At 74.1% G+C, this 26,546-nt stretch carries 23 protein-coding genes; 10 read left to right on the top strand and 13 right to left on the bottom strand.

Features of this window, described 5'->3' with window-relative positions; all coding sequences use genetic code 11:
- Nucleotides 1-128 precede the first annotated feature (128 nt).
- The 3 genes from IEZ10_RS22325 (at nucleotide 129) to IEZ10_RS22315 (ending at nucleotide 2,397) form a co-directional block, all read left to right on the top strand.
- Entirely contained in the window at nucleotides 129-470 is a 342-nt protein-coding gene (locus IEZ10_RS22325) for a hypothetical protein (RefSeq protein WP_189248439.1), read from the top strand.
- Nucleotides 467-1,621, top strand: coding sequence for a hypothetical protein (locus IEZ10_RS22320; RefSeq protein WP_189248438.1), 1,155 nt, complete (start codon nucleotides 467-469; stop codon nucleotides 1,619-1,621). The genes IEZ10_RS22325 and IEZ10_RS22320 overlap by 4 nt, the downstream gene beginning before the upstream one ends.
- A gap of 95 nt (nucleotides 1,622-1,716) precedes the next feature.
- Nucleotides 1,717-2,397, top strand: a complete 681-nt coding sequence (locus IEZ10_RS22315) for a hypothetical protein (RefSeq protein ID WP_189248437.1) — start codon at nucleotides 1,717-1,719, stop codon at nucleotides 2,395-2,397.
- Here the strand turns inward: IEZ10_RS22315 and IEZ10_RS22310 are convergent.
- The 5 genes from IEZ10_RS22310 to IEZ10_RS22290 form a co-directional block, all read right to left on the bottom strand.
- Nucleotides 2,339-2,992, bottom strand: a complete 654-nt coding sequence (locus tag IEZ10_RS22310) for a biliverdin-producing heme oxygenase (protein ID WP_189248436.1) — start codon at nucleotides 2,990-2,992, stop codon at nucleotides 2,339-2,341. The genes IEZ10_RS22315 and IEZ10_RS22310 overlap by 59 nt on opposite strands.
- A 68-nt stretch (nucleotides 2,993-3,060) precedes the next feature.
- Nucleotides 3,061-4,437: an acyltransferase family protein gene (locus IEZ10_RS22305; protein ID WP_229811514.1), complete on the bottom strand. Its 1,377-nt coding sequence runs from the start codon at nucleotides 4,435-4,437 to the stop codon at nucleotides 3,061-3,063.
- The gene (locus tag IEZ10_RS22300; RefSeq protein ID WP_189248435.1) at nucleotides 4,430-5,167 is read right to left on the bottom strand and encodes an alpha/beta hydrolase; all 738 of its coding nucleotides are present in this window, start codon (nucleotides 5,165-5,167) and stop codon (nucleotides 4,430-4,432) included. Before IEZ10_RS22300 ends, IEZ10_RS22305 begins: the two co-directional genes overlap by 8 nt.
- A gap of 209 nt (nucleotides 5,168-5,376) precedes the next feature.
- The gene (locus IEZ10_RS22295) at nucleotides 5,377-6,033 is read right to left on the bottom strand and encodes a response regulator (protein WP_189248434.1); all 657 of its coding nucleotides are present in this window, start codon (nucleotides 6,031-6,033) and stop codon (nucleotides 5,377-5,379) included.
- Nucleotides 6,030-7,337: a sensor histidine kinase gene (locus IEZ10_RS22290; protein ID WP_189248433.1), complete on the bottom strand. Its 1,308-nt coding sequence runs from the start codon at nucleotides 7,335-7,337 to the stop codon at nucleotides 6,030-6,032. Before IEZ10_RS22290 ends, IEZ10_RS22295 begins: the two co-directional genes overlap by 4 nt.
- 301 nt (nucleotides 7,338-7,638) lie before the next feature.
- On the opposite strand from IEZ10_RS22290, the gene lon reads away from it, so the two are divergent.
- From lon to IEZ10_RS22255, 7 genes are all read left to right on the top strand, one after another.
- Nucleotides 7,639-10,008: an endopeptidase La gene (gene lon, locus IEZ10_RS22285; RefSeq protein WP_189248432.1), complete on the top strand. Its 2,370-nt coding sequence runs from the start codon at nucleotides 7,639-7,641 to the stop codon at nucleotides 10,006-10,008.
- Nucleotides 10,009-10,247: 239 nt separating this feature from the next.
- Nucleotides 10,248-11,381 (top strand): Fic family protein, encoded by a 1,134-nt coding sequence (locus IEZ10_RS22280; RefSeq protein ID WP_189248431.1) that lies wholly within the window; start codon nucleotides 10,248-10,250, stop codon nucleotides 11,379-11,381.
- Nucleotides 11,382-11,840: 459 nt separating this feature from the next.
- Entirely contained in the window at nucleotides 11,841-12,803 is a 963-nt protein-coding gene (locus tag IEZ10_RS22275) for a methionine ABC transporter ATP-binding protein (protein WP_189248430.1), read from the top strand.
- Complete coding sequence (locus tag IEZ10_RS22270; protein ID WP_189248429.1) at nucleotides 12,800-13,456, top strand: methionine ABC transporter permease; 657 nt, start codon at nucleotides 12,800-12,802, stop codon at nucleotides 13,454-13,456. Before IEZ10_RS22275 ends, IEZ10_RS22270 begins: the two co-directional genes overlap by 4 nt.
- Nucleotides 13,457-13,601: 145 nt before the next feature.
- Nucleotides 13,602-14,438: a MetQ/NlpA family ABC transporter substrate-binding protein gene (locus IEZ10_RS22265; RefSeq protein WP_189248428.1), complete on the top strand. Its 837-nt coding sequence runs from the start codon at nucleotides 13,602-13,604 to the stop codon at nucleotides 14,436-14,438.
- A gap of 210 nt (nucleotides 14,439-14,648) precedes the next feature.
- Nucleotides 14,649-16,193, top strand: coding sequence for an AMP-binding protein (locus tag IEZ10_RS22260; protein ID WP_189248427.1), 1,545 nt, complete (start codon nucleotides 14,649-14,651; stop codon nucleotides 16,191-16,193).
- A gap of 229 nt (nucleotides 16,194-16,422) precedes the next feature.
- The gene (locus IEZ10_RS22255) at nucleotides 16,423-17,745 is read left to right on the top strand and encodes a S1C family serine protease (RefSeq protein ID WP_189248426.1); all 1,323 of its coding nucleotides are present in this window, start codon (nucleotides 16,423-16,425) and stop codon (nucleotides 17,743-17,745) included.
- Between the two features lie 228 nt (nucleotides 17,746-17,973).
- On the opposite strand, the gene IEZ10_RS22250 is transcribed toward IEZ10_RS22255, so the two are convergent.
- From IEZ10_RS22250 to IEZ10_RS22215, 8 genes are all read right to left on the bottom strand, one after another.
- A complete protein-coding gene (locus tag IEZ10_RS22250; protein ID WP_189248425.1) occupies nucleotides 17,974-18,711 on the bottom strand; it encodes an ABC transporter permease in 738 nt (245 codons plus the stop codon).
- A 151-nt stretch (nucleotides 18,712-18,862) separates the two neighbouring features.
- Nucleotides 18,863-19,747: an ABC transporter ATP-binding protein gene (locus IEZ10_RS22245; protein WP_229811513.1), complete on the bottom strand. Its 885-nt coding sequence runs from the start codon at nucleotides 19,745-19,747 to the stop codon at nucleotides 18,863-18,865.
- Between the two features lie 38 nt (nucleotides 19,748-19,785).
- Nucleotides 19,786-20,100 (bottom strand): winged helix-turn-helix domain-containing protein, encoded by a 315-nt coding sequence (locus IEZ10_RS22240; protein ID WP_179818157.1) that lies wholly within the window; start codon nucleotides 20,098-20,100, stop codon nucleotides 19,786-19,788.
- Nucleotides 20,097-20,723 (bottom strand): transporter, encoded by a 627-nt coding sequence (locus IEZ10_RS22235; RefSeq protein WP_189248424.1) that lies wholly within the window; start codon nucleotides 20,721-20,723, stop codon nucleotides 20,097-20,099. Before IEZ10_RS22235 ends, IEZ10_RS22240 begins: the two co-directional genes overlap by 4 nt.
- A gap of 121 nt (nucleotides 20,724-20,844) precedes the next feature.
- On the bottom strand, nucleotides 20,845-22,683 hold the full coding sequence (gene cydC, locus IEZ10_RS22230; protein ID WP_189248423.1) for a thiol reductant ABC exporter subunit CydC: 1,839 nt from the start codon (nucleotides 22,681-22,683) through the stop codon (nucleotides 20,845-20,847).
- A complete protein-coding gene (locus tag IEZ10_RS22225) occupies nucleotides 22,680-24,527 on the bottom strand; it encodes an ABC transporter ATP-binding protein/permease (RefSeq protein ID WP_189248422.1) in 1,848 nt (615 codons plus the stop codon). The genes cydC and IEZ10_RS22225 overlap by 4 nt, the downstream gene beginning before the upstream one ends.
- A gap of 21 nt (nucleotides 24,528-24,548) precedes the next feature.
- Complete coding sequence (locus tag IEZ10_RS22220) at nucleotides 24,549-25,316, bottom strand: cytochrome d ubiquinol oxidase subunit II (RefSeq protein WP_189248421.1); 768 nt, start codon at nucleotides 25,314-25,316, stop codon at nucleotides 24,549-24,551.
- Nucleotides 25,317-25,331: 15 nt separating this feature from the next.
- Complete coding sequence (locus IEZ10_RS22215) at nucleotides 25,332-26,516, bottom strand: cytochrome ubiquinol oxidase subunit I (RefSeq protein ID WP_189248420.1); 1,185 nt, start codon at nucleotides 26,514-26,516, stop codon at nucleotides 25,332-25,334.
- Nucleotides 26,517-26,546: the final 30 nt, after the last annotated feature.

Here is a 26,546-nt window from a genome sequence, read left to right as displayed (position 1 = left end):
GGTCTCCTCGGGATCGGGATGATCGGAAATTAGCCGCCGTCACCGACATTTCCCGCCCGCACGGAAGCCGGCCCGGTATTTCCCCCGAGACGGAACCGGAGCCGGCGGATCCCGCGATAGACCGGAATGTGGATCTCTTCAGGTTCGGGCGCCGCGAACCGCCCCCGGTCGGCCCGGACAGCGACGACGCCGAACTCATGGCGGCCGTCGCCGCCCTGTGCGAGCGGGTCGTCGTGATGCGCGGGGGACGCGTCGTGTTCGAGGGGACCCCGGCGGGTCTCGCCACGGCCGCGTCGGGGCAGGTGTGGCTGTCGGATCACCCCCCGGCGGCGTCGCGGCTGTTCTGGCGGACCGCCGACGGCCGCTACCGGACGCTGGGGGAGCGGCCGGCCGGCGCCGTCCCCGCCGTGCCGGCCATCGAGGACGGCTACCTGCTCCTCCTCGGCGACGCGGCGGGGGTGGCGGCGTGACGTCCTCCGCCCGCCTGCGGGCGCTGGTGGCCTTCGAGACGCGCCGGCTGCTGCGCGGCCCGCTGCTGTGGGGCGCGGCGGCCCTGTGCCTGGTCCTGCGGCTGTACGCGGTCCGGGAGTGGCTGCCGGACCTGACCGTCGACCCGGTGAGCATGTCGGGCGCCATGCTGCTGCTCGCCGCCGCCGCCATGTTGGCCGCCCACCTCGCCGCCTCCCGGGACACCCGCGAGGGCATGCCGGAGACGCTCGGCCCGCTGCCGGGCCGGGCGCCGGAGCGGACCGTGGCCGCGGTGGTCGCGGCCGTGGCGGCGGGCACCGGGATCGCCGCGCTGACGATGGCCCTCTATCTGGTGGCGCGGCTGGCCATGGGGCCGGTGGCCGGGACGTTCGACCCGTACGAGGCGCTGGCGGGGGTGCTGGCGGTGCCGTTCGCCGCGGGGCTGGGCGCGGCGCTCGGCAGGTGGGCGCCCTGGCCGGTCGCGGTGCCCGCGGCGGCCTTCCTGCTGGGAGTGTTCACCTGGCTGAACGGCAACCAGAGCGGCTACGGCGGCTGGTTCCTGCCGGTGGTGCTGTTCCACGGCCCCGACTGGCCGGCCCGGCCGTCCGGCCCGCACGTGCTGTACCTGGTCGCGGCGGTCGCCCTCTTCGCCGCCGCGGCCCTGCTGCGGCACGGGATCAGACCGGCGCGCCTGGCGGCGGCGGTGACCGCGGTGGCGGTGGCGGTGCCCACGGGGGCCGCCGCGACCGCCGCCGCCCCGGGAGGGGAGGAGATGAACCCGCCCCTGACGAGGGGCATGGAGTTCACCGCGCGGCTCGTCCCGGCGCGGGTCCGCGACCGCTACCTCGGGCCGGACTCCCGCAGGTGCGAGAAGCGGGGCGCCGTCACGTACTGCGCGTTCCCGCGGTACGTCTCCTGGGTCCCGCTGTGGGCCTCGGCCGTGGAGCCCGTCGTCGAGGCGCTGCCCCCGGCGGCGCGCGGCCGGCTGCCGGTCGTCCGGCAGTACTCCGACAGCTGGTGGATGGCCGACGACCACGACGAGCGGTTCATCGGGACGTTCATGGTGTGGAGCCGGGCCGGCGCGGCCGAGCTGGGCTACGCCCGCGAACTGCTGGCCACCCCCGGAGCCAGGGAACGGATCTGGGCACATTGAGACACATTGCTCAAATCGGGCACCACGATCGAGCGGGCGCTGCCGCTGCTGGGACTGCGCCCGCACTTCGCCCCCGAGCCGGTCAGGGGGACGCCGTGCTCGTGATCCGCCTGTTGCGGCCGGTGCTCAGGGCGACCCACTGGACCCCCCTCGCGGTCGCCGCCGCACTGGCCCTGCTGATGATCTCCGCGGTCGACGCCGGCGCGGCCCTGGGGTGGGGGACGGCGCTCACCCTGCTGCGGATGACGGCGGTGCTGCTGGGCGCGGCGGCCGCGTTCACCGTGTCCGACGCGATGGACGCCGACACCGGCGCCACCCCGGTGCCCCGCCGGGTGCGTCAGGGGCTGCGCTGCGCCCTGGGCGCCCTGGGCGCCGGGCTGACCTGGGCGGCCGCCTGCGCGATCGCCGTGGCCAGGCTGCGCGCGGGGGATGAGCTGCGAGTGCCAGGGATGGCGGTGGAGGCGGCGGTGTGCGTCGCGGTCGGTCTGCTGTCGGCGTCGGTGGCCGCCCGGCTGCACCCGGGGAGGGTGGCCGGTCTCGCCGGGATGGGCGGTCTGCTCGCGGTCGTCTCGGTGAGCCTGGTCGCCCGGGGCCCGTACTGGCCGTGGCCGTACCCCCGGGAGGACGACTGGGAGGAGGTGCACCACGGCTGGCTCGCGGCGCTGGTGGTCGTCGTGGCGCTGCTCGGGCCGGCCTGTGGTGACCTGCGCTCGCGGATCAGGCGGCCGGTTCGGCGCGGACGGTGCGGCCGAGGTCGGCCAGCACCTCGGTGGTGAGCCGGAAGGCGAGCCTGGCCTCCTGGACGATCCGCCGCCGCTCGTCCTCATCCGCGGGCAGGGCGTCCAGCCGGGCGCGGTACTCCCGCCTGAAGCGGGGGACGCTGCCGACCGCGTCGAAACGGTAGGAGTCGGCGCCGCCGTCCGGCCCGTAGCCGTAGATCCGCCGCAGCTCCCGCCGGATGAACTGCCCGCCCGACAGGTCGCCCAGGTAGCGGGTGTAGTGGTGGGCGACGTAGCCGCCCGGCCAGGCGGCGACGTGTTCGATGCGGGCCACCAGGGCCAGGGTCGGCGCCGACGGCTCGATCGCGGACCGCCAGCCGGGGCCGTAGACCGTCTCCAGGTCGCGCTCCAGCGCCTCCCCCCGGTACAACTCGGGCAGGACGAACGGCGCGGCCACCGGGTCGTCCGCCAGGGTCCGGGAGACGCGGTCGAGCGCGGTGTAGACGAAGTGGTTCTGGGCGACCATCGCGCCGTAGCCCTCCGGGCTGAGCCGGCCGGCCAGCAGCGCGACGAGGTAGTCCTGGTTCTCGGCCGCGGTGTGGTCGTCCCGGGTGGCGTTCCTGAGCACTTCGGAGAACGGTGCCTCGCTCAATATCACTCCGCGGGGAAGGGGGTTTACGCTGACATCGTTCCCCAGCCTCACAAAACCCACCAAACCCGTCAAACTCGCAGCGACCTTCCGCTCGCCGGTTCCCCCGGGCCCGGGAGGTCCACCGCGGAGCCGCCCGGCGCCCGGCCGTCCTCCACGGGTCGCCCGCCGCGGGTGCCCGCCTCCCCGCCGTCCTCCGCGGGTCGCCCATCGCGGGTGTCCGCCTCCCCGCCGTCCTCCACGGCGATACGCCCGTCACCCCCGGCGGTGCGCCCGCCGCGGAGCCGTCCGGCCGCGCGGACGGCCGGCACGACGAGGGTCAGCAGCGCGGCGAGCACCGGCAGCCAGGCCAGCCGGTGCGCCAGCCAGGCCGGGCCGGTGGGCGCCTCCACCAGACCGGGAAGCCCGCCGAGGCGCAGCGCGGCCAGCGCCGCCGCGGCGAGAACGGTCTGGTGCCACAGGAAGACGGTCATCGCCGACAGGTTCACCAGCGCGACCGCCGCCCACAGCCGGGGCCGCCGCATCAGCCGGGCCAGCGGCTCACGCACCAGCAGCGCCAGCCCCACCTGCGCGACCCCGAAGCAGACCACGGCGAGCGTGGGCGGGCTGAGGTTGGACACCTTCGCCCCGGTGACGCCGACCATGCTCGCCGGATACCCGAACCAGGTGACCAGCGCCGCGGTCCCGGCCGCGCCCGCCGCCAGCATGCCCGCCGCCACCCGGCGCGAGGTGAGCGCCCCGCCCGCCCAGGCGACGCCCAGCGCGTACGGCACCAGCCATCCGGCCACCACGTTCACCCACCCCGGCCAGGACGGCCCGCCGAGCCCGAACCGGACCGCGTCCGCCGCGAGCACGACCGCGGCGGCCGAGCCGGCCACGGCGAGCGGCGCGGCCCGCAGCAGGGGAGTGGCCGCGGTGAGGGCGGCGAAGACCGCCAGGAACCACACCGGCCCGGCCGCGGGCTGCACCAGCGACCGGATCGGCCCGACCGGCATGCCGCCCACCGCCAGTCCGGCGGCGACGCCCGCCCACACCAGGGCGGGCAGGCCCACCGGACGCAGCAGCCGTCGCATCCTGGCCCGCACCCACACCCGGTATCCGGCGGCCGACCGCAGGCTCCGCGCCGCCGCGTACCCGCCCACGAAGAAGAACACCGCCAGCGTCTGCAGCACCCAGGAGGCGGGCGTCAGCCAGGGCATGTAGGTGAGCGGGCTGGAGACGCGCACGGTCCCGCCGGGGCGGGGCGCCCACGCCGTGATCAGCCAGTGGCCGGTGACCACTCCGGCGACGGCCAGCGCCCGCAGCGCGTCCACCCCGCGGTCCCGGCCGGCCGGGGTGGCGGCCTCGATGCGGGCTGTGAAGCCTGTGAAGCCTGTGAAGCCTGTGAAGGCGGCGAGGGCGCCGGGGGCGGGCGCGGGCCGCCGTGCCGGTACGGTGCGGTCAGCCACGGGACACCTCGCCGGTCCGGCCGAGGGCGATCAGGGTGAGGTTGCGCAGCGACTCGGTGCCCGGGTGCAGGTAACCGCTGTGTCCCACGTCGCCGGTGGCGAACACGTTGCCCCCGAAGCCCGGCGCCGCCGGGTCCGGCCCGAAGCCCAGCGGGCCCAGCCGTACCTTCGGCACCTTCCGCACCCAGTCGCTCCGCCCGCTGCCCGCCCACAGCGGGACGCCCAGCTCCGCCGCGGACGAGACGCCGAGCCCCGGGCTGCCGAAGACGGCGAGGCTCTCCACCCCCGACCCCGGGACCGCTCCGGCGCACACCACCGAGCCGTAGCTGTGGCACAGCAGGCTGACCCGCTTGCCGCGGAGCGTCGCATCGAGGTAGCGCCGCAGCTCCACCGCACCTCGCCGGGCGGCCCGGTCGGTCAGCGCGCCGACACTGGTGGTGGCCGGGCTGTCGTACCCGAGCCAGGCGACCGCCGCCAGCCGTGCCCCGGGGTCCAGCGCCCGCGCCTCGGCCAGCACGGTCCGGGCTCCGAACGCCGGCGTGCTGTACGGGTCGGCCCGGCCGCCGTCGAAGTTGGCGGCCGTGGTGTCGGAGCCGGGCACGACGACCACGACGCGCTCGGCCGCGCGCAGATCGCCATAGACGCGGATGATCCGGTCGCCGTGGGCGGCTGGAACGGCCGCGTAGGCCAGGGCGGCGACGGTGACGACGGTGAACGCGCGGTAGAGCATGGGACCTCCGGTCCGATCGGGGGGATCGGACAGGACGCTATGAACCGGGGCCTGTCGCCCGCGTCACCCCGGCGTGCTCACCCGCCGGGTCACCCCGTGGGGGGAGGGGGTCGTACCGGGCCCGGCCGCGCGGCGGCGCCTCGGGCGCCGCTCGCCGTACGAGGCCCCGGTGGGGTAGACCGCATCCGGTCGCGCGGTGGAGCCACGGATCAGCCGCCGGGGCGGACCAGGCCCGTCTCGTAGGCGTAGACGATCGCCTGGGCGCGGTCGCGCAGGTCCAGTTTGGCCAGGATGCGGCCCACGTGGGTCTTGACGGTCTGCTCCGACACCACGAGCTGTTCGGCGATCTCCTGGTTGGAGCGGCCCTGGGCGATCAGGGTGAGGACCTCTGTCTCGCGCTCGGTGATGTCGGCCGGCCGGGCGCGCGGGCGACGCGGCCCGACGCGGGCGAACTCCGAGATCAGCCGCCGGGTCACCGACGGCGCGAGCAGCGCGTCACCGGAGGCGACGACCCGGACCGCCTCGGCGAGCTGCTGGGCGGAGGCGTCCTTGAGCAGGAACCCGCTCGCCCCGGCCCGCAGCGCCTCGTACACGTAGTCGTCGAGGTCGAAGGTGGTCAGGATCAGCACCTTCGGCTTCGGGCCGTCCGCGTCCAGGATGGCCCGGGTGGCGGCCAGGCCGTCCATGACCGGCATCCGCACGTCCATCAGCACGACGTCCGGCCGCAGCTCGGCCGTCCGGACCATGGCCTCGCGCCCGTCGGCGGCCTCGCCGACGACCTCGATGTCCGGCTGGGAGCTGAGGAACACGGTGAAGCCGGTCCGCACCATGCCCTGGTCGTCGGCGATGAGCACCCGGATCGTCATGCGCCGCCCTCCGCGTCTTCCACGATCGGAAGTATGGCGGTGACCGCGAAGCCCTTCCCGACCGGCCCCGCCCACAGCTTCCCGCCGAGCATGGAGACCCGTTCCCGCATGCCGAGCAGGCCGTGCCCGGCGTTGCCCGGCGGGCGCTCGCGGCCGCCGACGCCGGGGCCGTTCGCCACGTGGACGCGCAGCTCGTCGCCGGAGCGGGTGATCCGCACCGAGACGGCCGAGCCGGGCGCGTGGCGCATGGCGTTGCTCAGCGCCTCCTGGACGATCCGGTATGCCGAGAGGCTCACCGCCTCGGGCAGTCCCAGCAGGTCGCCGCCCAGCCGGAGCGTCACGGTGAGCCCGGCGGACCGCGCGGTGGCGACCAGCTCCTCCAGCCGGCCGAGGCCCGGCTGCGGCGCGGTGTCGGCGCGTTCGCCGCCGTCGCGCAGCACCCCCAGCACGCGGCGCATCTCGGTCATGGTCGCCAGTGACAGCGCGCGGATCTCCGCGAGTCCCTCCTCCAGCACCCGGGAGTCCCCGGCGGCCTTCAGCGGCACGGCTTCGGCCTGGATGGCGATCACCGACATGTGGTGGGCGACGACGTCGTGCAGTTCCCGGGCGATCCTGGTCCGTTCCTCCAGTACGGCCTGCGCCGCCAGGGCCCGCTCGCTGCGCCGTTCCTCCTCCGCCAGCCGGCCGGCGGCCAGGCGCCTGCTCCGCACGTTGTAGCCCAGGAGCGCGGTCACCGTCAGCAGGCCGGCGCCCAGCACGATCTCGCCGCCGTTGGCGCTGACCACGACCAGGGCGAGGACCGAGACGAGCCACGCCCCGAGGACGGTCTCGCGGTCGCAGCGCACCGCCACCGAGTAGACGACCAGCAGGTAGGTGATGGCGCCCGCGGTGGAGTAGGAGTGCGAGGACAGCCGCTCCACGAAGTGGGCGGCCAGGAGCATGCCGCCGGTGGCCAGCCGCCAGGCCGCCAGCGGCCACCGGTCGCGCAGCGCCAGGGGCAGTGAGGAGACGACCGCGCAGAGGAGCAGGACGTTCTCGTTGATGCCCGGAGGCGGGATGCCCGGCCGGAGCGACTCGCCGTTGACGCCCAGCAGGACCGAGTAGCCGGAGGCGAACAGGATCCAGGCGAGCACCAGGTCGGCCACCAGGACCAGGTCGAGGGTCCGGAACGGCAGCAGCCCGAGGAAGGCCGGCACCCGGGGCCGGAGGCGCCGCGACCGGGGGAACGGCGGGCCGGGCTCCCCCTTCACCAGGGCGCGGACCAGCGGCCGGGAAAGCCGGGAGAGGGCGTCACGCGGGGGCATCGGCCCAGCCTAGGGGGATCGCGGGCGGCCGGCGTCACACCCCGGGGTGATGCGTTCCGTCCCACCTCGGAGTGATGCGCCCCGTCCCACCCGGGAGTGATCCCTCCGGGAGCCCGTCCGGGAGCCCGTCCGGGAGCCCGTCCGGGAGCCCGTCCGGGAGCCCGTTCGAGAGCCCGTCCGGAGACCCCTCCGAGGGCGTCGATTACAGAATTACGATCGCTCACGGCGAACACGCTCAATCCCGGGAACATATTGCCGCTCTCATTAATTGAGTCGGTGTAACTCAACCCTTGGAGTTCGCATGAGTGAGAGCTTGATCCTCCCGGTTCTCCCGCTCGACGACCAGGTCGTGCTGCCGGGAATGGTGGTCCCGCTGGACCTGTCCGAGGCCGAGGTCCGGGCCGCGATCGACGCGGCTCAGGCACTGACCGAGAACAAGGGACAGGTCCTGCTCGTTCCCCGCATCGACGGCCGCTACGGCTCCGTCGGCGTCAAGGCCGTCGTCGAGCAGGTCGGCAGGCTGCCCGGAGGCGAGCCCGCCGCCGTCGTGCGCGGCGTCGACCGCGTCCGCGTCGGCGCGGGCACGACCGGCCCCGGCGCCGCGCTGTGGGTGCAGGCCACCGTCATCAAGGCCGTCCCGGCGGGCGAGCGCGCCGTCGAGCTGGCCAAGGAGTACAAGGCGCTGACCACCACAATCCTGCAGAAGCGGGGCGCCTGGCAGGTCGTCGACGCCGTCAACCAGATGGACGACCCGTCGGTCCTGGCCGACAGTTCCGGCTACGCCCCCTGGCTGGGCACCCCGCGCAAGGCCGAGATCCTCGAGACCGCCGACCCGGCGGACCGGCTGGCCAAGCTGGTCGAGTGGGCGCGCGAGCACCTCGCCGAGCTCGACGTCGCCGAGACGATCCGCAAGGACGTCCAGGAGGGCATGGAGAAGCAGCAGCGCGAGTTCCTGCTGCGCCAGCAGCTCGCCGCCGTCCGCAAGGAGCTGTCGGAGCTCAACGGCTCCTCCCCCGAGACCGAGGAGGAGGACTACCGCGCCCGCGTCGAGGCCGCCGACCTGCCCGAGAAGGTGCGCGAGGCCGCGCTGAAGGAGGTCGACAAGCTGGAGCGGACCTCCGACCAGTCCCCGGAGACCGGCTGGATCCGCACCTGGCTCGACACCGTCCTCGACATCCCGTGGAACACCCGGACCGAGGACTCGTACGACATCGCCGCGGCCCGCGCCGTCCTCGACGCCGACCACACCGGCCTCGACGACGTCAAGGACCGCATCATCGAGTACCTCGCCGTCCGCGGCCGCCGGGCCGAGAAGGGCCTCGGGGTCGTCGGCGGGCGCCGCAGCGGCGCCGTACTGGCGCTGGCAGGACCTCCCGGAGTGGGCAAGACCTCCCTCGGCGAGTCGGTGGCCCGCGCGATGGGCCGCAAGTTCGTCCGCGTGGCCCTCGGCGGCGTCCGCGACGAGGCCGAGATCCGCGGCCACCGGCGCACCTACGTCGGCGCCCAGTCGGGCCGGATCGTCCGCGCGATCCGCGAGGCCGGCTCGATGAACCCGGTCGTGCTGCTCGACGAGGTGGACAAGGTCGGCTCCGACTACCGCGGCGACCCCACCGCGGCGCTGCTGGAGGTGCTCGACCCGGCGCAGAACCACACCTTCCGCGACCACTACCTGGAGGTCGAGCTCGACCTGTCCGACGTGCTGTTCCTGGCGACCGCCAACGTGCTGGAGGCCATCCCCGGCCCGCTGCTGGACCGCATGGAGATCGTCACCCTCGACGGCTACACCGAGGACGAGAAGGTCGCCATCGCCCGGGACCACCTGCTGCCCCGCCAGCTCGACAAGGCCGGCCTGACCGCCGAGGACGTCGTCATCGGCGAGGACGCGCTGCGCCGGCTGGCCGGCGAGTACACCCGGGAGGCCGGCGTGCGGTCCCTGGAGCGCTCGATCGCCCGGGTTCTGCGCAAGGTGACCGCCAACGTCGCGCTCGGCGCCGGGGAACTGCCGGTGACGGTCACGGACCTCGTCCCCTACCTCGGCCGCCCGCGGCACGTGCCGGAGTCCTCGCTCCCGGAGTCCCGCCAGCGTACGGCGGTGCCCGGCGTGGCCACCGGCCTGGCGGTCACCGGCGCCGGCGGCGACGTCCTGTACGTGGAGGCGTCGCTGGCCGACCCGGAGACCGGCGACACCGGCCTGACCCTGACCGGCCAGCTCGGCGACGTCATGAAGGAGTCGGCCAGGATCGCCCTGTCCTATCTGCGCTCGCGCGGCGCGGAGCTGGAGCTGCCGGTGTCCTCCCTCAAGGACCGCTCGGTGCACATCCACTTCCCCGCCGGCGCCGTTCCCAAGGACGGTCCGTCGGCCGGCGTCACCCTGATCACGGCCCTGGCCTCGCTGCTGTCGGGCCGCCAGGTCAGGAGCGACGTGGCGATGACCGGCGAGGTCTCCCTCACCGGCCGGGTGCTGCCGATCGGCGGGGTCAAGCAGAAGCTGCTGGCCGCCCACCGGGCGGGCATCACCACCGTGCTGATCCCGGCCCGCAACGAGCCCGACCTGGACGACGTCCCGCAGGCGGTGCGCGACGAGCTGACCATCCACACGGTCAGCGATGTGCGGGAGGTCCTGGAGATCGCGCTCACCCCGGCCAAGGTCGCCGACCGCGCCGCGGCCTGACCCGGCTCACGCGGCACGGCCGGTCGCACGTGATCCGACCGGCCGCGCGCGGCCTGACCCGGCCGTCCCCGTGACGAACGGCCCGCCCTCCAGGGCGGGCCGTTCGCCGTTCCGGGCGGGGAACCGGTCGGGGGCCGTTCACCGTCCCGGGCGGGAAGCCGACCGGCTCCCCGAAGGACATAAATGGACGAATCATTCATTCGCTTGAACGGATGATCCGTCCATGCTGTCATGAACGCATGCTGTACGGCACGCCTCAGCTGGAGGCCATCGACGACAAGGTCCTCGGCGAGATCGAGGAGATGCGGCGCGACCTGAAATACCGTCTCGCCGAGACCCACCGCTGGGACGGAAGACTCCGGCGCCACCTCCAGGCCCTGGCCATCCAGGGGTCCAACTCCATCGAGGGCTACCGCGCCAGCGTCGAGGACATCGAGTCGATCATGGCCGGTGAGGACCCGCTGGAGACCCCCGCCACGGTGGCCAGGGAGATCGCCGGCTACCAGCAGGCGCTCACCTACATCCGGATCCTCTCCCACACCCGGGCGTTCCGGTTCGACACCGGCCTGCTCCACGCGCTCAACTTCATGATGATCGGCCACCACGTGGACAAGACCCCGGGCGCCGTACGGCCCGGCGGCATCTACGTCCGCAACACGGCCACCGGCGAGGTCGTCTACGAGGGCCCGGACGCCGAGGAGGTGCCGGAGCTGCTGGAGGAGCTGACCGGCTGGCTCAACACGGGCGACCTCGACGCGCCGAGCTACGTGCGGGCGGCCATGGCCCACTTCAACCTGGTGAGCATCCACCCCTGGCGCGACGGCAACGGCCGGATGTCCCGGGCGCTGCAGACGCTGGTGCTCGGCCGCGACCAGATCACCACCCCGGAGTTCTCCTCCATCGAGGAGTGGCTGGGCCAGGGGAGGGCCACGTACGACTACTACGACGCCTTGGCCCAAGGGCAGGGCGGCCGGTGGAACCCGCACGGCGACACGCTGCCCTGGGTGCGGTTCTGCCTGCGGGCCCACCACCTCCAGGCCCAGCAGGTCGGGCGGCGGCTGGCCGAGGCGGGGGAGGTGTGGACGATGCTGGAGGAGCGGGTCGACGCCGACGGGCTGAACCCGCGGACCGTCTCCGCGCTCTACGAGGTGTTCGTCAACCGGCGGCTGCGCCGCAGCAGATACCAGGCCGACGAGGCGCTCAGCCAGGGGCAGGCGGCCAGGGACCTGCGCGACCTGGCGGCCGGGGGGTGGCTGCGGCCGTACGGCGAGACCAAGGGGCGCTTCTACGCGCCCGGCCCGCGGATGCAGGAGATCAAGGACGCCTTCGCCGCGCGGGCGGTCCCGCTGCGCGACCCCTACCGCCACGCCTGAGCCGGCGGGCCGCCGCGTGGTCCCGGGGGGCCGCCGGGTGGCGCGCCGACGGTCCGTCGCGCGATCCTCCCGGAGGCCCCCGGGGGTCGCCCCGCCTGTTCTCCCTGTTCAACCCTATTTTAGTAAAGTGACCTGAATCACATGAAATATCAGGAATAGGGTTCCGAGGGCATGTGTTGACGCCGACGTGAAGACGACCCGCCGTGCCGCCCCGACCTCGACGAACCGAGGATCGTGTCGCGGCATGTGCATGTGTGAGATGCGCCGGACCCGCTCCGCGCGCTGATCCCGCCCCCGCCCCGTCCTCTTCGCGACTTCACGAAGGCTCCCACCATGACCTGCCCCGCGGACCGTTTCGTCCTGCGCCGCCTGAGCCACCTGCCCTTCCACCCGGGCACCCGCTAGCCCTTCCCCCGCTCGACGTCCTTTCTTCGACATCCGTTTGGGGGATTCACAGCTGTGATCGACGTGTCAGGCCTGCGCAAGGTCTACCGGGATCGTGGACGCGAGGTGGTCGCCGTCGACGGCGTCGACCTCCGGGTCCGCGACGGTGAGATCTTCGGCGTGCTGGGCCGCAGCGGCGCGGGCAAGAGCACCCTGCTGCGCTGCGTGAACCTGCTGGAACGGCCCACCGAGGGCACGGTGACCGTGGCCGGCCGGGAGCTGACCGCGCTGGGGGAGGGCGAGCTGCGCCTGGCCCGCCGCGGGATCGGGATGGTGCACCAGCACTTCGCGCTCATGTCATCCCGCACGGTCGCCGGGAACGTCGCGTTCCCCCTTGAGATCATGAAGGTCGGCCGGGCCGAGCGCGCCCGGCGCGTCGCCGAGCTGCTGGAGCTGGTGGGCCTGGCCGACAAGGCGAAGGCGCACCCCGGGCAGCTGTCCGGCGGCCAGAAGCAGCGCGTCGGCATCGCCCGCGCGCTGGCGGGCAGGCCCGCGGTGCTGCTGTCGGACGAGGCCACCTCGGCTCTCGACCCGGCCACCACCCAGTCGATCCTCGCCCTGCTGAAGAGCCTCAACCGCGAGCTCGGCCTGACCATCCTGCTGATCACCCACGAGATGAACGTCGTCAAGTCGATCTGCGACTCGGCCGCCATCATGAAGGACGGCCGGATCCAGGAGTCCGGGGCCATCCCCGACCTGCTCGCCCGGCCGGGATCCCGGCTGACCGATGAGCTGTTCCCGCTTCCCCCGGCCGAGCCCGGCGCCGTCACGATCACCTTCGCCGGACAGGCCGGCGAGCCGGTGATCTCGCAGGTGGTCCGCAAGTTCGACGTGGACGTCAACATCCTCGGCGGGGCGCTGGAGGAGGTCGCCGGGGTCGCGGCCGGACGGTTGCGCGTGCATCTCACCGGCGGCGGGCGGGACGCCGCCCTCGCCCACCTGTCCGAGCGTGGCCTGCTGGTGGAGGAAGCCCGATGACCTGGGACGAGATGGCCCCCCTGCTGTGGGAGGCGACCGGGCAGACCGTCGAGATGGTCGCCTGGTCCACGCTGTTCACCGTGCTGATCGGGCTGCCGCTCGGCGTCGCGCTGGTCGTCACCGACCGCGGCGGGCTGCTGCCCTCCACGCCGCTGAACCGGGTGCTCGGGCTGGTGGTCAACATCGGCCGCTCGCTGCCGTTCATCATCCTGATGATCGCGGTGATCCCGCTGACCCGGATGATCGTCGGCACCACCATCGGCACCACCGCCTCGGTGGTCCCGCTGACCCTCGGCGCCGCGCCGTTCTTCGCCCGGCTGGTGGAGACCGCCCTGCGCGAGGTCGGCGACGACAAGGTGCAGGCCGCCCAGGCGATGGGCGCGAGCCGTACGACGATCGTCGGGAAGGTCCTGCTGCCGGAGGCGATGCCCGGCCTGGTCGCGGGTCTCACGGTGACCGTCGTCGCGCTGATCTCCTACTCGGCGATGGCCGGCGCCATCGGCGGCGGAGGGCTGGGCGACCTGGCCATCCGCTACGGCTACCAGCGCTTCGAGACCCCGCTGATGATCGTCACCGTCGTCGTCCTGATCGTCATCGTGCAGCTCGGCCAGATGCTGGGCGACTTCGCCGCCCGCCATCTGGCCCGCCGCTGACCTGTCCCAGCGCCTCCCACGCCCTTCTCCGCCCCCCGGGGCCCCCGCCGCGGGCGGGGCCGCTCCCGGAGGACCCCCTTCTCCGTCTCCCGGAGGCCCCGTCGCGAGCGGGCCGCCGGACGCCGTATCAACAAGGAAGCACACCATGCGCAAGCTCTTCGGCATCGTCTCCGCGATCATCGCGCTGACCCTGGCCCTGGCCGCCTGCGGCTCGGGCTCGTCCGAGTCCGGCGGCGGCGGGGGCACGTCCTCGGCCTCCGACGTCCTCAAGGTCGGCGCCAGCCCGGTCCCGCACGCCGAGATCCTGAAGTTCGTCAAGGACAAGCTCGCCGCCAAGGAGGGCCTGGACCTCCAGATCGTCGAGTTCACCGACTACGTCCAGCCGAACGTCCAGCTCGATGACGGCCAGCTCGACGCCAACTTCTTCCAGCACAAGCCCTACATGGACGACTTCAACGCTTCCAAGGGCACCAAGCTGACCTTCCTGCAGCCGGTCCACCTGGAGCCCCTGGGTCTGTACTCCAAGAAGATCACCAGCCTGGACGCGCTGGGCTCGAACGCGACCGTCGCCGTGCCCAACGACGCCACCAACCTCGGCCGGGCGCTGAAGCTGCTCGCCGACAACGGCGTGATCACCCTGAAGGAGGGCGCCGGCACCGCGGCCACCGAGCGGGACGTGACCGGCAACCCCAAGAACCTGAAGTTCCAGCCGCTGGAGGCCGCGCAGCTGCCCCGCTCGCTGGACGACGTGGACGCCGCCGTCATCAACGGCAACTACGCCCTGGAGGCCGGTCTGAAGCCGGCCGAGAACGCGCTGGTGCTGGAGAAGGCCGAGGGCAACCCCTACGCCAACGGCCTGGTCGTTGCGGCGGGCAAGGAGAAGGACCCGCGCGTGGTCAAGCTCGCCAAGCTGCTCGCCGGTCCCGAGGTGAAGCAGTTCATCGAGCAGCAGTACAAGGGCGCGGTCATCCCCGCCTCCTGACCCCGCGCCCGTGCGCGATCGTGCGGTCCGTACGGGACCCGCACCCCGCGTGCCGGTGCTCCCCGTACGGCTGTGCACCCCGCGCGCGGGTGCTCCCCGTACGGCCGCGCGCCCCGCGTGCCGCGCGGCCGGGCCGCGGTTCCGGATCTCCGGGACCGCGGCCCGGCCGTCTCTTCTCACCCGGCAACCGGCAGAGTAATGTTCGGCTGCATGCACCCGGGAGCGATCGCCGCCACCTCACCGGACAAACCCGCCGTGATCATGGCCGACTCGGGGCGGGTCGTCACCTACCGTGAGCTGGACGAGGAGTCCAACCGGCTGGCCCACCTCCTCCGGGCCGCGGGGCTGCGGCCGGGCGACCACATCGCCTTCATGCTGGAGAACCACCCGCTGTTCCTGACGATCGCCTGGGCCGCCCACCGGACGGGCCTGTACTACACGGCGATCAGCCCCCGGCTGCGGACCGACGAGCTGGCCTACATCGTCGACAACTGCGGGGCGCGGGTCTTCGTCTCCTCGGCCGCCCTGGCCGACGTGGCCGCCTCCGTCACCGCCCTGACCCCGAAGGTCGAGCTGCGGCTCATGCTCGACGGCGTCCCGGAGGGGGCAGAGGGGTTCGTCTCCTACGAGGAGGCGGTGGCGGCGCACCCGCCCACCCCCGTCGCCGACGAGTGCCAGGGCGCGGACATGCTCTACTCCTCGGGCACCACCGGCCGCCCCAAGGGCGTCGAACCCGTCCTGTCCAAGGCGCCGCTGGACACGCCCGGGGGCCTGCTGCAACTCGTGCGGCTGCTGTTCGCGCCGTCGGCCGACAGCGTGTACCTCTCCCCGGCCCCGCTGTACCACGCCGCCCCGCTGCGGTACTGCATGACCTTCCAGCGACTCGGCGCGACGGTCGTGGTCATGGAGAGGTTCGACCCCGAGCGGGCCCTGGCGCTCATCGAGCGGTACGGCGTGACCCACTCGCAGTGGGTGCCGACCATGTTCATCAAGATGCTCAAGCTGCCCGCCGGAACCCGGGCCCGCTACGACCTGTCGTCGATGAGGTGCGCCATCCACGCCGCCGCCCCCTGCCCGACCCCGGTCAAGGAGCAGATGATCGGGTGGTGGGGGCCGATCATCCACGAGTACTACGCGGGCACCGAGGGCAACGGTTTCCTGCACGTCGGCTCCGAGGACTGGCTCAAGCACCCGGGCACGGTCGGCCGCGCCCTGCTCGGCACCGTGCGCATCCTCGACGAGGAGGGGGAGGAGCTGCCGCCGGGCGAGCACGGCACGGTCTACTTCTCCGACGGGCCGCAGTTCGTCTACCACGGCGACGAGGCCAAGACGCAGGCGTCGCGCGACCCCAAGGGCAGGGGCTGGACCACCCTCGGCGACATCGGCCACCTCGACGAGGACGGCTTCCTCTACCTGACCGACCGCCGCTCCTACATGATCATCTCGGGCGGGGTGAACATCTACCCGCAGGAGGCGGAGAACGTCCTGTCGGTCCATCCGAAGGTCGCGGACGTCGCGGTCTTCGGCGTCCCCGACGAGGAGATGGGCGAGCAGGTCAAGGCCGTCGTCTCGCCGGTCTCGATGGACCTGGCCGGCCCCGCGCTGGAGGCGGAGCTGATCGCCTACTGCCGGGAGCGGCTCGCGTCGTACAAGTGCCCGAAGTCGGTGGACTTCCGCGAGGAACTGCCCCGCCACCCCACCGGCAAGCTCTACAAGCGCCTGCTGCGCGACGAGTACTGGCCCGCCCGGCCCTGACGCGCGCCGGCGCGGCCCGGACCGGTCCGTCGTGATTTCCATCACGGGACTCCGGGGCGCGCCGGGCCCGCTGACCACGGCGCATAAAGGCCGCGTGAGAAGAGTGCTTCTTTCCCGATCATCCTCTTAACCTGGTCTTACACCCTCTCCGGCATCTTTGGAGGCACTGGAGTCACCGGTCGCCGCCCCGGCTCGGCATGGGCGACGCGAGGAGTTGGGGGATCAAGACATGGAACCGAACAAGGATGGGCAGGACACCACCCCGGCCGATGTGACCGGCTGGAGCCAGTTCGGCAAGGTGCCGCCGCGTGCGGGAGGCTTCGCCGCCTCCAGGCCCGCCGACCCGCAGCCGACGCTGATCCACCCGGTGCCGGAGGCGCTCACCGCCCCGGCGCCCGGGGCCGTCCCCGCCCAGCGGACGCGGCTCACCGCCGCGCAGAAGATCGGCGCGGGACTGGCGCTGGCCGTGGCGGCCGTCGGGGGCGGCGTGGTCGGCTCCGTCGCCACGGCCTCCTTCGGCGACGGCCCCGCGGCCGCGCCGGTCGCGGTGTCGGCGCCGCTGGCCGCTCCGGCGGGCAACGTGACCACGGTCGCCGACGTCGCCGCGGCGGTCCAGCCGTCGGTGGTGTCCATCCAGGTCAAGACCGCCGGCGGGGGCGGCGAGGGGTCGGGCGTGGTGCTGACGGCGGACGGCATGATCCTGACCAACAACCACGTGGTCGAGGCCGGCGGGCAGGGCGGCGAGGTGACCGTCAAGTTCAGCGACGGCAAGACCGCCACCGCGCGGATCGTCGGCACCGACCCGGCCACCGACCTGGCGGTCATCAAGGCGAACGACGTCTCCGGCCTCACCGCCGCGTCGCTCGGCGACAGCGACAAACTCAAGGTGGGCGACTCCGTGCTCGCCGTCGGCAGCCCGCTGGGCCTGTCCGGCTCGGTCACCGCGGGCATCGTCAGCGCCCTGGACCGTACGGTGACCGTCGGCGGTCAGCAGCAGCAGCAACAGCTCCCGCCCGGCTGGGGCGGCGGCTGGGGCGGCGGGCAGCAGCAGCCCGAGAGCGGGCCCACCACGATCGGCCACGCGATCCAGACCGACGCGGCGATCAACCCCGGCAACTCCGGCGGCGCGCTGGTCGACACGCGCGGCCAGCTCGTCGGCATCAACTCGGCCATCGCCACCAACGGCGGCGACGGCAACATCGGCGTCGGCTTCGCCATCCCGATCAACACCGCCAAGCAGGTGGCCGACCAGCTCATCAAGAGCGGCAAGGTCTCCCACGCCTTCCTCGGCGTGAACCTCGCCCAGGCCACCGGCGACACGGCCGGCGCCCTCGTCGCCCAGGTCACCGCGGACAGCCCCGCGGAGAAGGCCGGGATCAAGCAGGGTGACGTCATCACCAGGATCGGCGGCACCGCGGTCGACGCCCCCGACACGGTGGTCGGCGCGGTGCGCGGCCTCAAGCCGGGCCAGGAGGTGTCGATCACCTACCTCCGCGACGGCCGCGAGCAGAACGTCAAGGTGACCCTGGAGGAGAAGACCACGACCTCCTGACCTCCCGCCGCGCCGGCCCGCCGTACGGCCCGGCCCGGCCCGGACCGTGCGGCGGCACGCGCCGCCGTACGGCCCGGCCCGGACCGTGCGGGGCCGCGCCGAAAGCCCGGGGATGGATGCTGCTCGCTCCCTGGAGAAGGACGTGCCGCCGGACGGAGGGGATCCGGCGGCACGTCCTCGTTCCCACGGTGCGGGAGCCCTGCGGAGGGCCGGGGCGACGCGGCCGCCTCAGGAGAAGCGGCGGCCCTCGTCGCGGCGGTAGGCCCAGACGGCCAGCGCCCCGGCCACCACGGTCCACACCGCGAGCATGACCAGGGGAAGCGCCCGGGGCGCGGGCCCGCCGACCGCCGCCCAGACCAGCTCGGCCCCGCCCCGGGTGGGCAGGAAGGGGGCGACGGCCGCGATGAAGGCGGGCGGGTCCGTCGGGCTCATCAGCAGGCCGCCGCCCACCGCCATCGGCAGCAGCACGAGCTGGACGACCGCGATCGCGGCCTTGGCCGGCAGCAGGTAGCCGACGAACAGGCCGATCAGGGTGAACGGGATCGACGCGACGAGCAGCGCGCCCAGGCCGAGCAGCAGCTGCGCCGGGGTGACGGTCGCCTCGGTGAGCGTGGCGGCGATGACGAGCACCGGCAGGATGCCGAGCAGCGTCATGATCAGCCCGTTGAGGATGTTGGACCCGAACCTCGGCCACGGGCCCGCCGGGAGGGTGCGCATGTACGGGTCCCACGGCTGGGCGCGGTCGTCGGCGACCCCGAGGCCGTGCGTGAACAGGGCGGTGGACATCACCGAGAAGGTCATCATCGACCCGGTGGCGAGGGTGGCCACGAGCGGGTCGTCCCCGGCGAACGGGACGACGAAGAACAGCATCGAGGCCGAGGGGAAGAAGGTGTTGCCGACCACCGCGATCGGGACCCGGATGGTCTCCAGGAACCGGTACTTGGTGTGGGTCAGGAGGAGCGACATGGGGGCGTCCCTTTCTCGGGAGCGTGGGAGCCGGGGAGGGGCCGGGAACGGGCCGGCGGGGCGGCGCGACGGGGCGTGGGAGCCTGGAACGGGGCGGCGGGGCGGCGCGACGGGGGAGCGAGGGAGCCGTGGCCGGGCCCGCGGACGGGGTTCAGGCCGCCTGGGACTCGCGGGCGGTGATGGTCAGGAACGCCTCCTCCAGGGAGGTGGGACGGATCTCCAGCCCGGTGAAGGGGACGTCGGCCCGGACCAGTGCCCGGACCAGCGCGTCGGCGTCGGCGGTGAGCAGCAGGACGCGGGAGCCGTCCCGCTCGGCGCGCACGACGCCGGGCAGGTCGGGCAGCTCCCCGGCGGTCAGCGTGACGTGGCGCATCCCGGCGATGTCCCGGACCGCCGCCACGGTGTCGTCGGCCAGGACCCTGCCCCGGTCGACCACCACGACCCGCTCGGCCAGCGCCTCGACCTCCTCCAGGTAGTGGCTGGTGAGCACCACGGTGCCCCCGCCGGCGTGGAAGTCCCGGACGGCGTCCCACAGCGTCCGGCGCGCCTCGACGTCCAGGCCGGTGGTCGGCTCGTCGAGGAAGACCAGCCGCGGGTTCCCGGCGAAGGCCAGCGCCACCGCGAGCCGCCGCTTCTGACCGCCCGACAGCCCGCCGATCTGCCGGCGCTCCATCCCGGTCAGCCCGAACCGCTCCAGCAGCTCCCCGCGGGCGGCGCCGCGCGGGTAGTGGGCGGTGACGAAGTCGACCACCTCGCGGACCCGCAGGGTCGAGGGCAGCCCGGTCTCCTGCGGGGTGACGCCGATGTCGCGGCGCCGTACGGGGTCGGCGGGGGAGCCGCCGAACAGCTCGACCCGGCCCGAATGGGGCCTGCGCAGCCCGGCGAACAGGTTGATCAGGGTGGACTTGCCCGCGCCGTTGGGGCCGAGCAGTCCGACCAGCTCGCCCCGGCGGATGTCGAGCGACACCCCGTCCAGGGCCGTCACGCTGCCGTAGCGGCGGGTGACCTCGATGGCGCGCGCCAGCGTCTCCATCATGGGGCCTTTCATGTCGTGGGGGGAGTCGGGGAGGTGCGTCAGCCGTCGGCGGGGGGCGACGCGGCGTCGAGCAGCGAGCGGATCTCGGCGGTGTAGTCCTCGAAGGCCAGGCGGCCCCGCCGGGTGAGGGCGACGTAGGTGACGGGGGTGCGGCCCCGGTGGGTCTTGGTGATCTCGACGTACCCGGCGTCCTCCAGCTTGCCGAGGTGCACCGAGAGGTTGCCGGCCGTCATGCCGAGAAGGTCGCGCAGGCCGGGGAAGGTGACGGTGTCGCCCTCGCGCAGGGCGTTGAGCGTGGCGACCACCCGCAGCCGGGCCGGCGCGTGGATCACCGGGTCGAGGCCGGAGGTCACCGGCGCCTCGCCCTGCGCAGCAGCAGGCCGGCCACGATCGACCCGCCCCCGCCGCCCGCCGCCATCAGCAGCGCGTGCCAGCCGGGGCCGGCCATCACGCCGGCCGCGTTGAGCACGGCCATGCCGGTCCCGAAGAGGAACATCGTCCGTTCGTGCCAGACGGCGCCGCCCGCCACGTAGAGCATGGCGACCGTCATCATGGACAGGCCGGCCCACAGCAGGCCGGTCTCGGCTTCGGGAAGCTGCTGGCCGAACCGGATGCCCGCCGTCCACACCCCGAGGAAGCCCAGGGCCCAGGACAGGCCGTACATCATTCCGCGTTCCTGGGACGGCCCGCGCACCGGGCTGCGCAGCTGCCACATGGTGGCCGCGCTGACCACCAGCGCGGCCGCCATCAGCACCCACAGCACCGTGAGGGCCGCCCAGGCCGGCACCGGCGCGTACGGCCTGCCGGACAGGCCGTAGTGCAGGAACAGCGCGCCGAACCCGGCCAGCCAGGCCACCCCCCAGGCCAGGAAGTGCGGCACCGGGTCGGGGACGAACCGCTCGGCGGCGGCCGTCTCCTGCTGCTCGATGAGCCGGAGCATCTCCTGCGGGCTCAGTGCCCGCTCGTCGTCGTCCACGGTGTTCCTTCGGGGGATAAACAAGTTTGTGACGCAAACCCTCTGGTTTGAACTGTAAACCGGATTGCGTCGCAAACTCAACTCCCGCGGCCGGATCGCCGGGAGGATCCGGCCGGGCACCTCAGCGGCGGGAGACCATCTCCTCCGACCGCCACAGGTCGCCGTAATAGCCCGGGACGCCCACCAGCTCGTCGTGGGTGCCGCGCTGCGTCACCCTGCCGTTCTCCAGGACGACGATCTCGTCGACCTGCTCCAGCCCGTGCAGGCGGTGCGTGACCAGCAGCGTCGTACGGCCCCGCGTGGCGTCCAGCAGGTCGGCCATGAGCGCCTCGGCCGTCTCGGTGTCCAGCGCCTCGGCGGGCTCGTCCAGCAGCAGCACCGGCGGGTCGTGCAGCAGGGCCCGCGCCAGCGCCAGCCGCTGGAGCTGCCCGCCGGACACCGTCCGGGCGTCCTCGCCGAGGACGGTGTCCCAGCCGGTCCGCTCCACCCACCGGTCCAGGCGGGCCCGCCGTACCGCCTCCGCCAGCTCGTCCGGGCCGGCCTCCGGGCCGGCCAGCAGCAGGTTGTCGCGCAGCGACGCCCGGAACACGTACGGGTCCTGGGTGAGGCCCGTCATCACCGCGCGGACGTCGTCGGAGGCCAGCTCGCGGATGTCGGTCCCGTTCAGCCGGACCACGCCGGACTCCGGCTCCACCAGGCGCATCAGGACCGAAAGCAGCGTGCTCTTGCCGGCCCCGCTGGGACCGACCAGGGCGACGCGCCTGCCGGGGGTGAGGGTCAGGCTGACGCCGTCGAGCGCGGGGGCGCGGCCGTCGCCGTGCCGGACCACCAGGCCGGAGACCTCGACGGCCGGCGGACCCGCCGGGACGGGACGGGGCCGGGCCGGCTCGGCGACGGCCGGCGGGGTCGCGCGGATCTCCCGCAGGCGGCGCAGGGCGGCCAGCACACCGGTCAGCCGCTCCCCGGCCGCGGCCATCGGCAGCACCGGCTCGAACGCCACCAGCGCGGTCAGCGCGAGCACCGCCGTGGCGACCGGGCCCGTCCCGGAGCCCCGGGCGACCAGCACGACGGCCAGCACGGTGAGGCCCTGGGTGAGCACGCCCGCACCGGTGGCCAGCGCGTTCCCCCGCGCCTGGCGGCGCTCCAGCCGGGCAAGGCGGGCGTCGGCCTCGGCGCAGGCCGAGAGCGCCCGGTCCCCGGCGCCGTAGGCCGCGAGGTCGGCCGAGCCGTGCACCAGGTCGGCGACCCGGGCGGCCAGGGCGGCGCGGGCCGGGGCGATCCGCGCCGCCCAGCGGCGCGCCGCGGCGGCGGTGCCGGCCGGGATCAGCGCCCCGGCCACCGCCAGCCCGGCCAGCAGCACCAGGGCCGCCGCCGGGAGCAGGAAAGCGGCGAGCACCACGGCGGCGAGCGTGGTCACCAGCGCCGCCGCCGCCGGGAGCAGGACGCGCACCAGCAGGTCCTGGGCGGCGTCGGTGTCGTCCACCATCCGGCTGAGCAGGTCGGCGCCGCGCCGTCCGGGCAGCCCGGCGGGGATGAGCGCCTCGTACAGCCGCTCCCGGGTCGTGGCCTGGGCGCGCAGCGCCACATCGTGCCCGGCCAGGCGCTCGCCGTAGCGCAGGACGCCCCGGGTGGTCGCGAACGCCCGCACCCCCACGATCGCCACGCTCAGCGCGGCCAGCGGCGGCTGCTCGGCCGCCCGGGTGATCAGCCACGCCGCCGAGCCGATCAGCCCGAGCCCGGCGAGCTCCGCCGCCGCGCCGGCCGCCGCGGCCAGGGCCAGCCGCCTGCCGGGCCGTACCGGCGCCTTCGTCCGGACGGCGGTCCCCCCGCCGGCCGGTGCCGTCGCGGCGTCCTCCACGGGCGCGGTCCTTCCGGTCCGCGCCGTGGTGACCGTGCCTCCCCGGCCCGCGTCGTCCCGGTCCACCGCCGTGCCCTCCCGTTCGTCGTCCCGCCGGCTCATCGCGCCTCCCCGGCCGGGGCGGCGGCCACCACGCGCCCGTCGGCGATCCTGATCACCCGGTCGGCGATGTCGATCATCGCGGGCCGGTGGGCCACGATCACCGCGGTGCGGCCCTCGGCCAGCTCCCGGGTCGCGGCCACCACGGCGGCCTCGCTGCGGCCGTCGAGCCGGGCCGTCGGCTCGTCGAGCAGCAGCAGGCCGGCCGACGGGCGGCAGAACGCCCGGGCGAGCGCGACCCGCTGGCGCTGGCCGGCCGACAGGTTCGCCCCGCGCTCGCCCAGCACCGTGCCGTAGCCCTCGGGCAGCGCGGAGACGAACTCGTCGGCGTGCGCGGCGCGGGCCGCGGCCCGGACCTCGGCGTCCGTCGCGCCGGGGGCGCCGAGCCGGATGTTGTCGGCCACGGACGCGGCGAACAGGTGCGGCCGCTGCGGCACGAACGCCAGCCGGGCCCGCCAGGCATCGAGCCCCATGAGCCGTGGGAGCCCCGCCGGTCCCGCGCGATTCCCGTTTTCCGTGAACTCCGCGAGCTCCGCGAACTCGCCGGCCCGGAGCTCGCGGAGCTCGCGGAGCTCGACGCCGTCCACGAGGACCCGGCCCGAGGCGGGGACGACGAACCCGAGCAGCAGGTGAAGCAGCGTGCTCTTGCCCGCACCGCTCTCACCGACCAGTGCGACCCGCTCGCCGGGCGCGATCACCAGCGAGACGTCCTCCAGCGCCGCGTCCTCGCGGCCCGGGTAGCGCACGGTGACGTTCTCCAGCCGGATCTCCGGCGCCGCACCGCCGTCCGCGCCGTTCCCCGCTCTCAGACGGTCCACCGCGCCCGCGCCGGTCACCGTACCGATGGTCACGCCGTTTCCGGAGCCCGCGCCGGCCGCCGGGCCCTGCTCCGCCCGCTCCTCCGCCGGGGGATCGGCCCGCTCGTCCAGTACGGCGAACGCCTCGTCGGCCGCGGCGACCCCCTCCATGGCCGCGTGGAACTTGTTGCCCATGACGCGCAGCGGCAGATAAGCCTCCGGCGCCAGCAGCAGCACCAGCAGCGCGGCCGAGAGGTCCAGCGACCCCGACAGCAGCCGCAGGCCCACCGGCACGGCGACCAGCGCCAGCGACAGCGACGCCGCCAGCTCCAGCACCAGCGACGACAGGAACGCCACCCGCAGGGTGCGCATCGTCGCGGCGCGGTGGGCGTCGGCCACCCTCGCGATCACCTCGGCCTGGTAGCGGGCCCGGCCGAAGGCCCGCAGCGTGGGCAGGCCCCGGACCACGTCCAGGAAGTGGCCGCCGAGCCGGGAGAGGGCCCGCCACTGCCGCTCGGTGACGGCCTTGGTGTGCATGCCGACCAGCGCGCCGAAGATCGGGATGAGCGGCACCGTGACCAGCACGATCAGCGCGCTGGTCAGGTCGGCGGCGAACAGCCGGACCAGTACGGCGACCGGCACCACGCCGGCCACCGCGACCGCGGGGAGGTATCCCGACAGGTAGGGGTCGAGGGCGTCCAGGCCGCGGCCGGTGAGCGTGACCAGCTCGCCGGAGCGGTGGGCGGCCAGCCGGGCCGGGCCCATGTCGCGCAGCCTGCCCAGCAGCCGGTGGCGCAGTGCGGTCTTCACCCCCGCGACGGTGCGCCCGGCGGCCACGCCCTGCAGCAGGCCGAGCGCCGCGCGGACCGCGACGACCAGCGCCAGCAACCCCAGCGCGGAGGTGGCGAACCGCCCGGACAGCACCCCGGCGAGCAGTTCCGCCTGGACGAGGACGAGCAGCCCGGCGAGGACCGCCGCGGCCAGGCAGAGGGCCAGGTGCCCGCGGACGGCCCGCTCGCCGCGCGCCAGCCGTAGGAGATCCTTGTGCATGGAAACCTTAGAAGAGCGACGTTAGAAGAACGACGGCATCCGTTCGGCGGCGCTCCGGGGACCGAAGGCGCGCCACACCCATACTTGCGCACCGACCATCAGGGGTGTGAACGGCAGGATTATGACACTGAGCACACCCAGCGTCCCGGCTGGCGCGGCGCGCTCCAGCAGCCACGGGGCGGACGCCGCGGCCACCGCCGCGGCCGGTGCGGCGGCCACGCACGCCGACGCCAGCAGCGCCCCTCCGGTACGGCGCGCTCCGGTCGGGCCGTCCGGCAGCCGCCAGGAGGCGAACGTCCAGCCATGGAAGGCGAACGCCGCGGCCATCAGCAGCCCGGCGCCGAGGCCGGGCAGCCCGACCGCGGGCCCGGACAGGCCGCCGGCCATCGCCGCCAGCGCCATGCCCCAGCTCAGCGCCAGGCCCGCCGAGCCGGCGAAGATCGCCCAGTCCCAGGCCGCCCGCCAGGCGGGACCGTCGAGGCGGCGGCGGAACCACAGGCCGGCGTCGCGCACGATCCACGACAGGAGCAGGGAGACCACCAGCGGGTAGAGGCCGAACAGGGCCTCGCCCTCGGCCGCGGGGAAGGCGCCGAACAGCACGCCCGCCACCGCCACCAGCCACACCTCGTTGGCCAGCACGAACGGCGCCATGGCGGCGACGATCCGGTCGCGGTCCCGGGGGGTACGGCCCAGCACGGGCAGCAGCAGGCCCAGGCCGATGTCGAAGCCTTCCAGGGCGAAGTAGCCGATCAGCAGCAGGGCGAGCACGCCCAGCCAGAGGATGTCCATGTGCCTTCCCGGGGGTCAGAGGCTCAGCGCGGGCGCACGCTCGGCCGGATCGGCCGGGCCGGGGGCGCCGAGGGCGACGGAGGAGGGGCCGCGCCGTACGGCGCGGGCGATCAGGAGGTAGTCGATGACGGCCAGCAGGCCCAGCACGCCGGCGAACCCGATGAGCGAGACCGTGACCATGCCGGGGGTGAGGCCGGGGGACATGGCGTCGGCGACGGTCAGTTTCTTGTTGATCAGCCACGGCTGACGGCCGACCTCGCGGGCCAGCCAGCCGCAGATCGTGGCGACGAACGGCAGCGGGGTCATCGCCATCAGCAGGGGCTGTGCCCACCGCCACCGCGGCAGCCAGTACACGGTGGGCAGCAGCACGAACGCGAGCAGGAGTTGGAGCGTCTGGCCGATGAGGATCATCAGGCCGAGCCCGACCCCGGCCAGCGGCTCGGTGTTGAACTTGCCCGGCTGGTACTGGCCGAGCATGCCGAACTGGGCGTAGCCGAAGCCGACCGTGACGAGCGAGCCGACGGACGCGACGATCACGCCGAACCGGAGTGAGCCGGTGAAGAACTCCCGGTCGGCGGTGCGCCGGAACAGGTGGTAGGCGCTGGCGCCCATCATCACGAAACCGCCGGCCCACAGGGCCGCGCCGATGACGTGGGGCAGGGACATGGCCAGCGCCGGGTTGGTCAGCAGCGCCCCGAAGTCGGTCAGCACCAGCCGGCCGCCCCGTTCCACGGCGCCGGCCGGGTTCTGCAGGAACGAGTTGGCCGCCATGATCCACAGCGCGGAGGCGTAGGCGGTCAGCGTCACCAGCCAGATGCAGGCCACGTGGAGCCACTTCGGCAGCCGGTGCCAGCCGAAGATCCACAGGCCCAGGAACGTGGACTCCAGGAAGAACGCGCCGAGCGTCTCGATGGCCAGCGGCGCGCCGAAGACGTCGCCCGCGTAGTGGGACAGGCCGCTCCAGCTCAGGCCGAACTGGAACTCCATCACCAGCCCGGTGAAGATCCCCAGGGCGTAGTTGATCACGTAGATCTGGCCCCAGAACCGGGTCCGGCGCTCGTGGAGCGGCCTGCCGGTCAGCGCGTACCGCGTGTGCGTGATCGCGACCAGGGGGGCCAGGCCGAGGGTCAGCACGACGAACAGGAAGTGCAGGCTTCCCGTCACGGCGAACTGGGTCCGGGCCAGGTCGAGCACGTCCACGATCTCACCTCCGTCACATCTCTTGTTGTG

The organism is Streptosporangium pseudovulgare (genome assembly GCF_014648055.1).
Lineage (GTDB): Bacteria > Actinomycetota > Actinomycetes > Streptosporangiales > Streptosporangiaceae > Streptosporangium > Streptosporangium pseudovulgare.
This window is presented reverse-complemented; position numbering and strand designations above follow the sequence as displayed.

Excerpts from the sequence above, each read along its gene's own strand:
- IEZ10_RS22300 (WP_189248435.1), bottom strand. The coding sequence starts at position 5,167 with ATGCTCTACCGCGCGTTCACCGTCGTCACCGTCGCCGCCCTGGCCTAC.
- IEZ10_RS22295 (WP_189248434.1), bottom strand. The coding sequence starts at position 6,033 with ATGACGATCCGGGTGCTCATCGCCGACGACCAGGGCATGGTGCGGACC.
- IEZ10_RS22290 (WP_189248433.1), bottom strand. The coding sequence starts at position 7,337 with ATGCCCCCGCGTGACGCCCTCTCCCGGCTTTCCCGGCCGCTGGTCCGC.
- lon (WP_189248432.1), top strand. The coding sequence starts at position 7,639 with ATGAGTGAGAGCTTGATCCTCCCGGTTCTCCCGCTCGACGACCAGGTC.
- IEZ10_RS22280 (WP_189248431.1), top strand. The coding sequence starts at position 10,248 with ATGCTGTACGGCACGCCTCAGCTGGAGGCCATCGACGACAAGGTCCTC.
- IEZ10_RS22270 (WP_189248429.1), top strand. The coding sequence starts at position 12,800 with ATGACCTGGGACGAGATGGCCCCCCTGCTGTGGGAGGCGACCGGGCAG.
- IEZ10_RS22265 (WP_189248428.1), top strand. The coding sequence starts at position 13,602 with ATGCGCAAGCTCTTCGGCATCGTCTCCGCGATCATCGCGCTGACCCTG.
- IEZ10_RS22260 (WP_189248427.1), top strand. The coding sequence starts at position 14,649 with ATGCACCCGGGAGCGATCGCCGCCACCTCACCGGACAAACCCGCCGTG.
- IEZ10_RS22255 (WP_189248426.1), top strand. The coding sequence starts at position 16,423 with ATGGAACCGAACAAGGATGGGCAGGACACCACCCCGGCCGATGTGACC.
- IEZ10_RS22250 (WP_189248425.1), bottom strand. The coding sequence starts at position 18,711 with ATGTCGCTCCTCCTGACCCACACCAAGTACCGGTTCCTGGAGACCATC.
- IEZ10_RS22245 (WP_229811513.1), bottom strand. The coding sequence starts at position 19,747 with ATGATGGAGACGCTGGCGCGCGCCATCGAGGTCACCCGCCGCTACGGC.
- cydC (WP_189248423.1), bottom strand. The coding sequence starts at position 22,683 with ATGAGCCGGCGGGACGACGAACGGGAGGGCACGGCGGTGGACCGGGAC.
- IEZ10_RS22225 (WP_189248422.1), bottom strand. The coding sequence starts at position 24,527 with ATGCACAAGGATCTCCTACGGCTGGCGCGCGGCGAGCGGGCCGTCCGC.
- IEZ10_RS22220 (WP_189248421.1), bottom strand. The coding sequence starts at position 25,316 with ATGGACATCCTCTGGCTGGGCGTGCTCGCCCTGCTGCTGATCGGCTAC.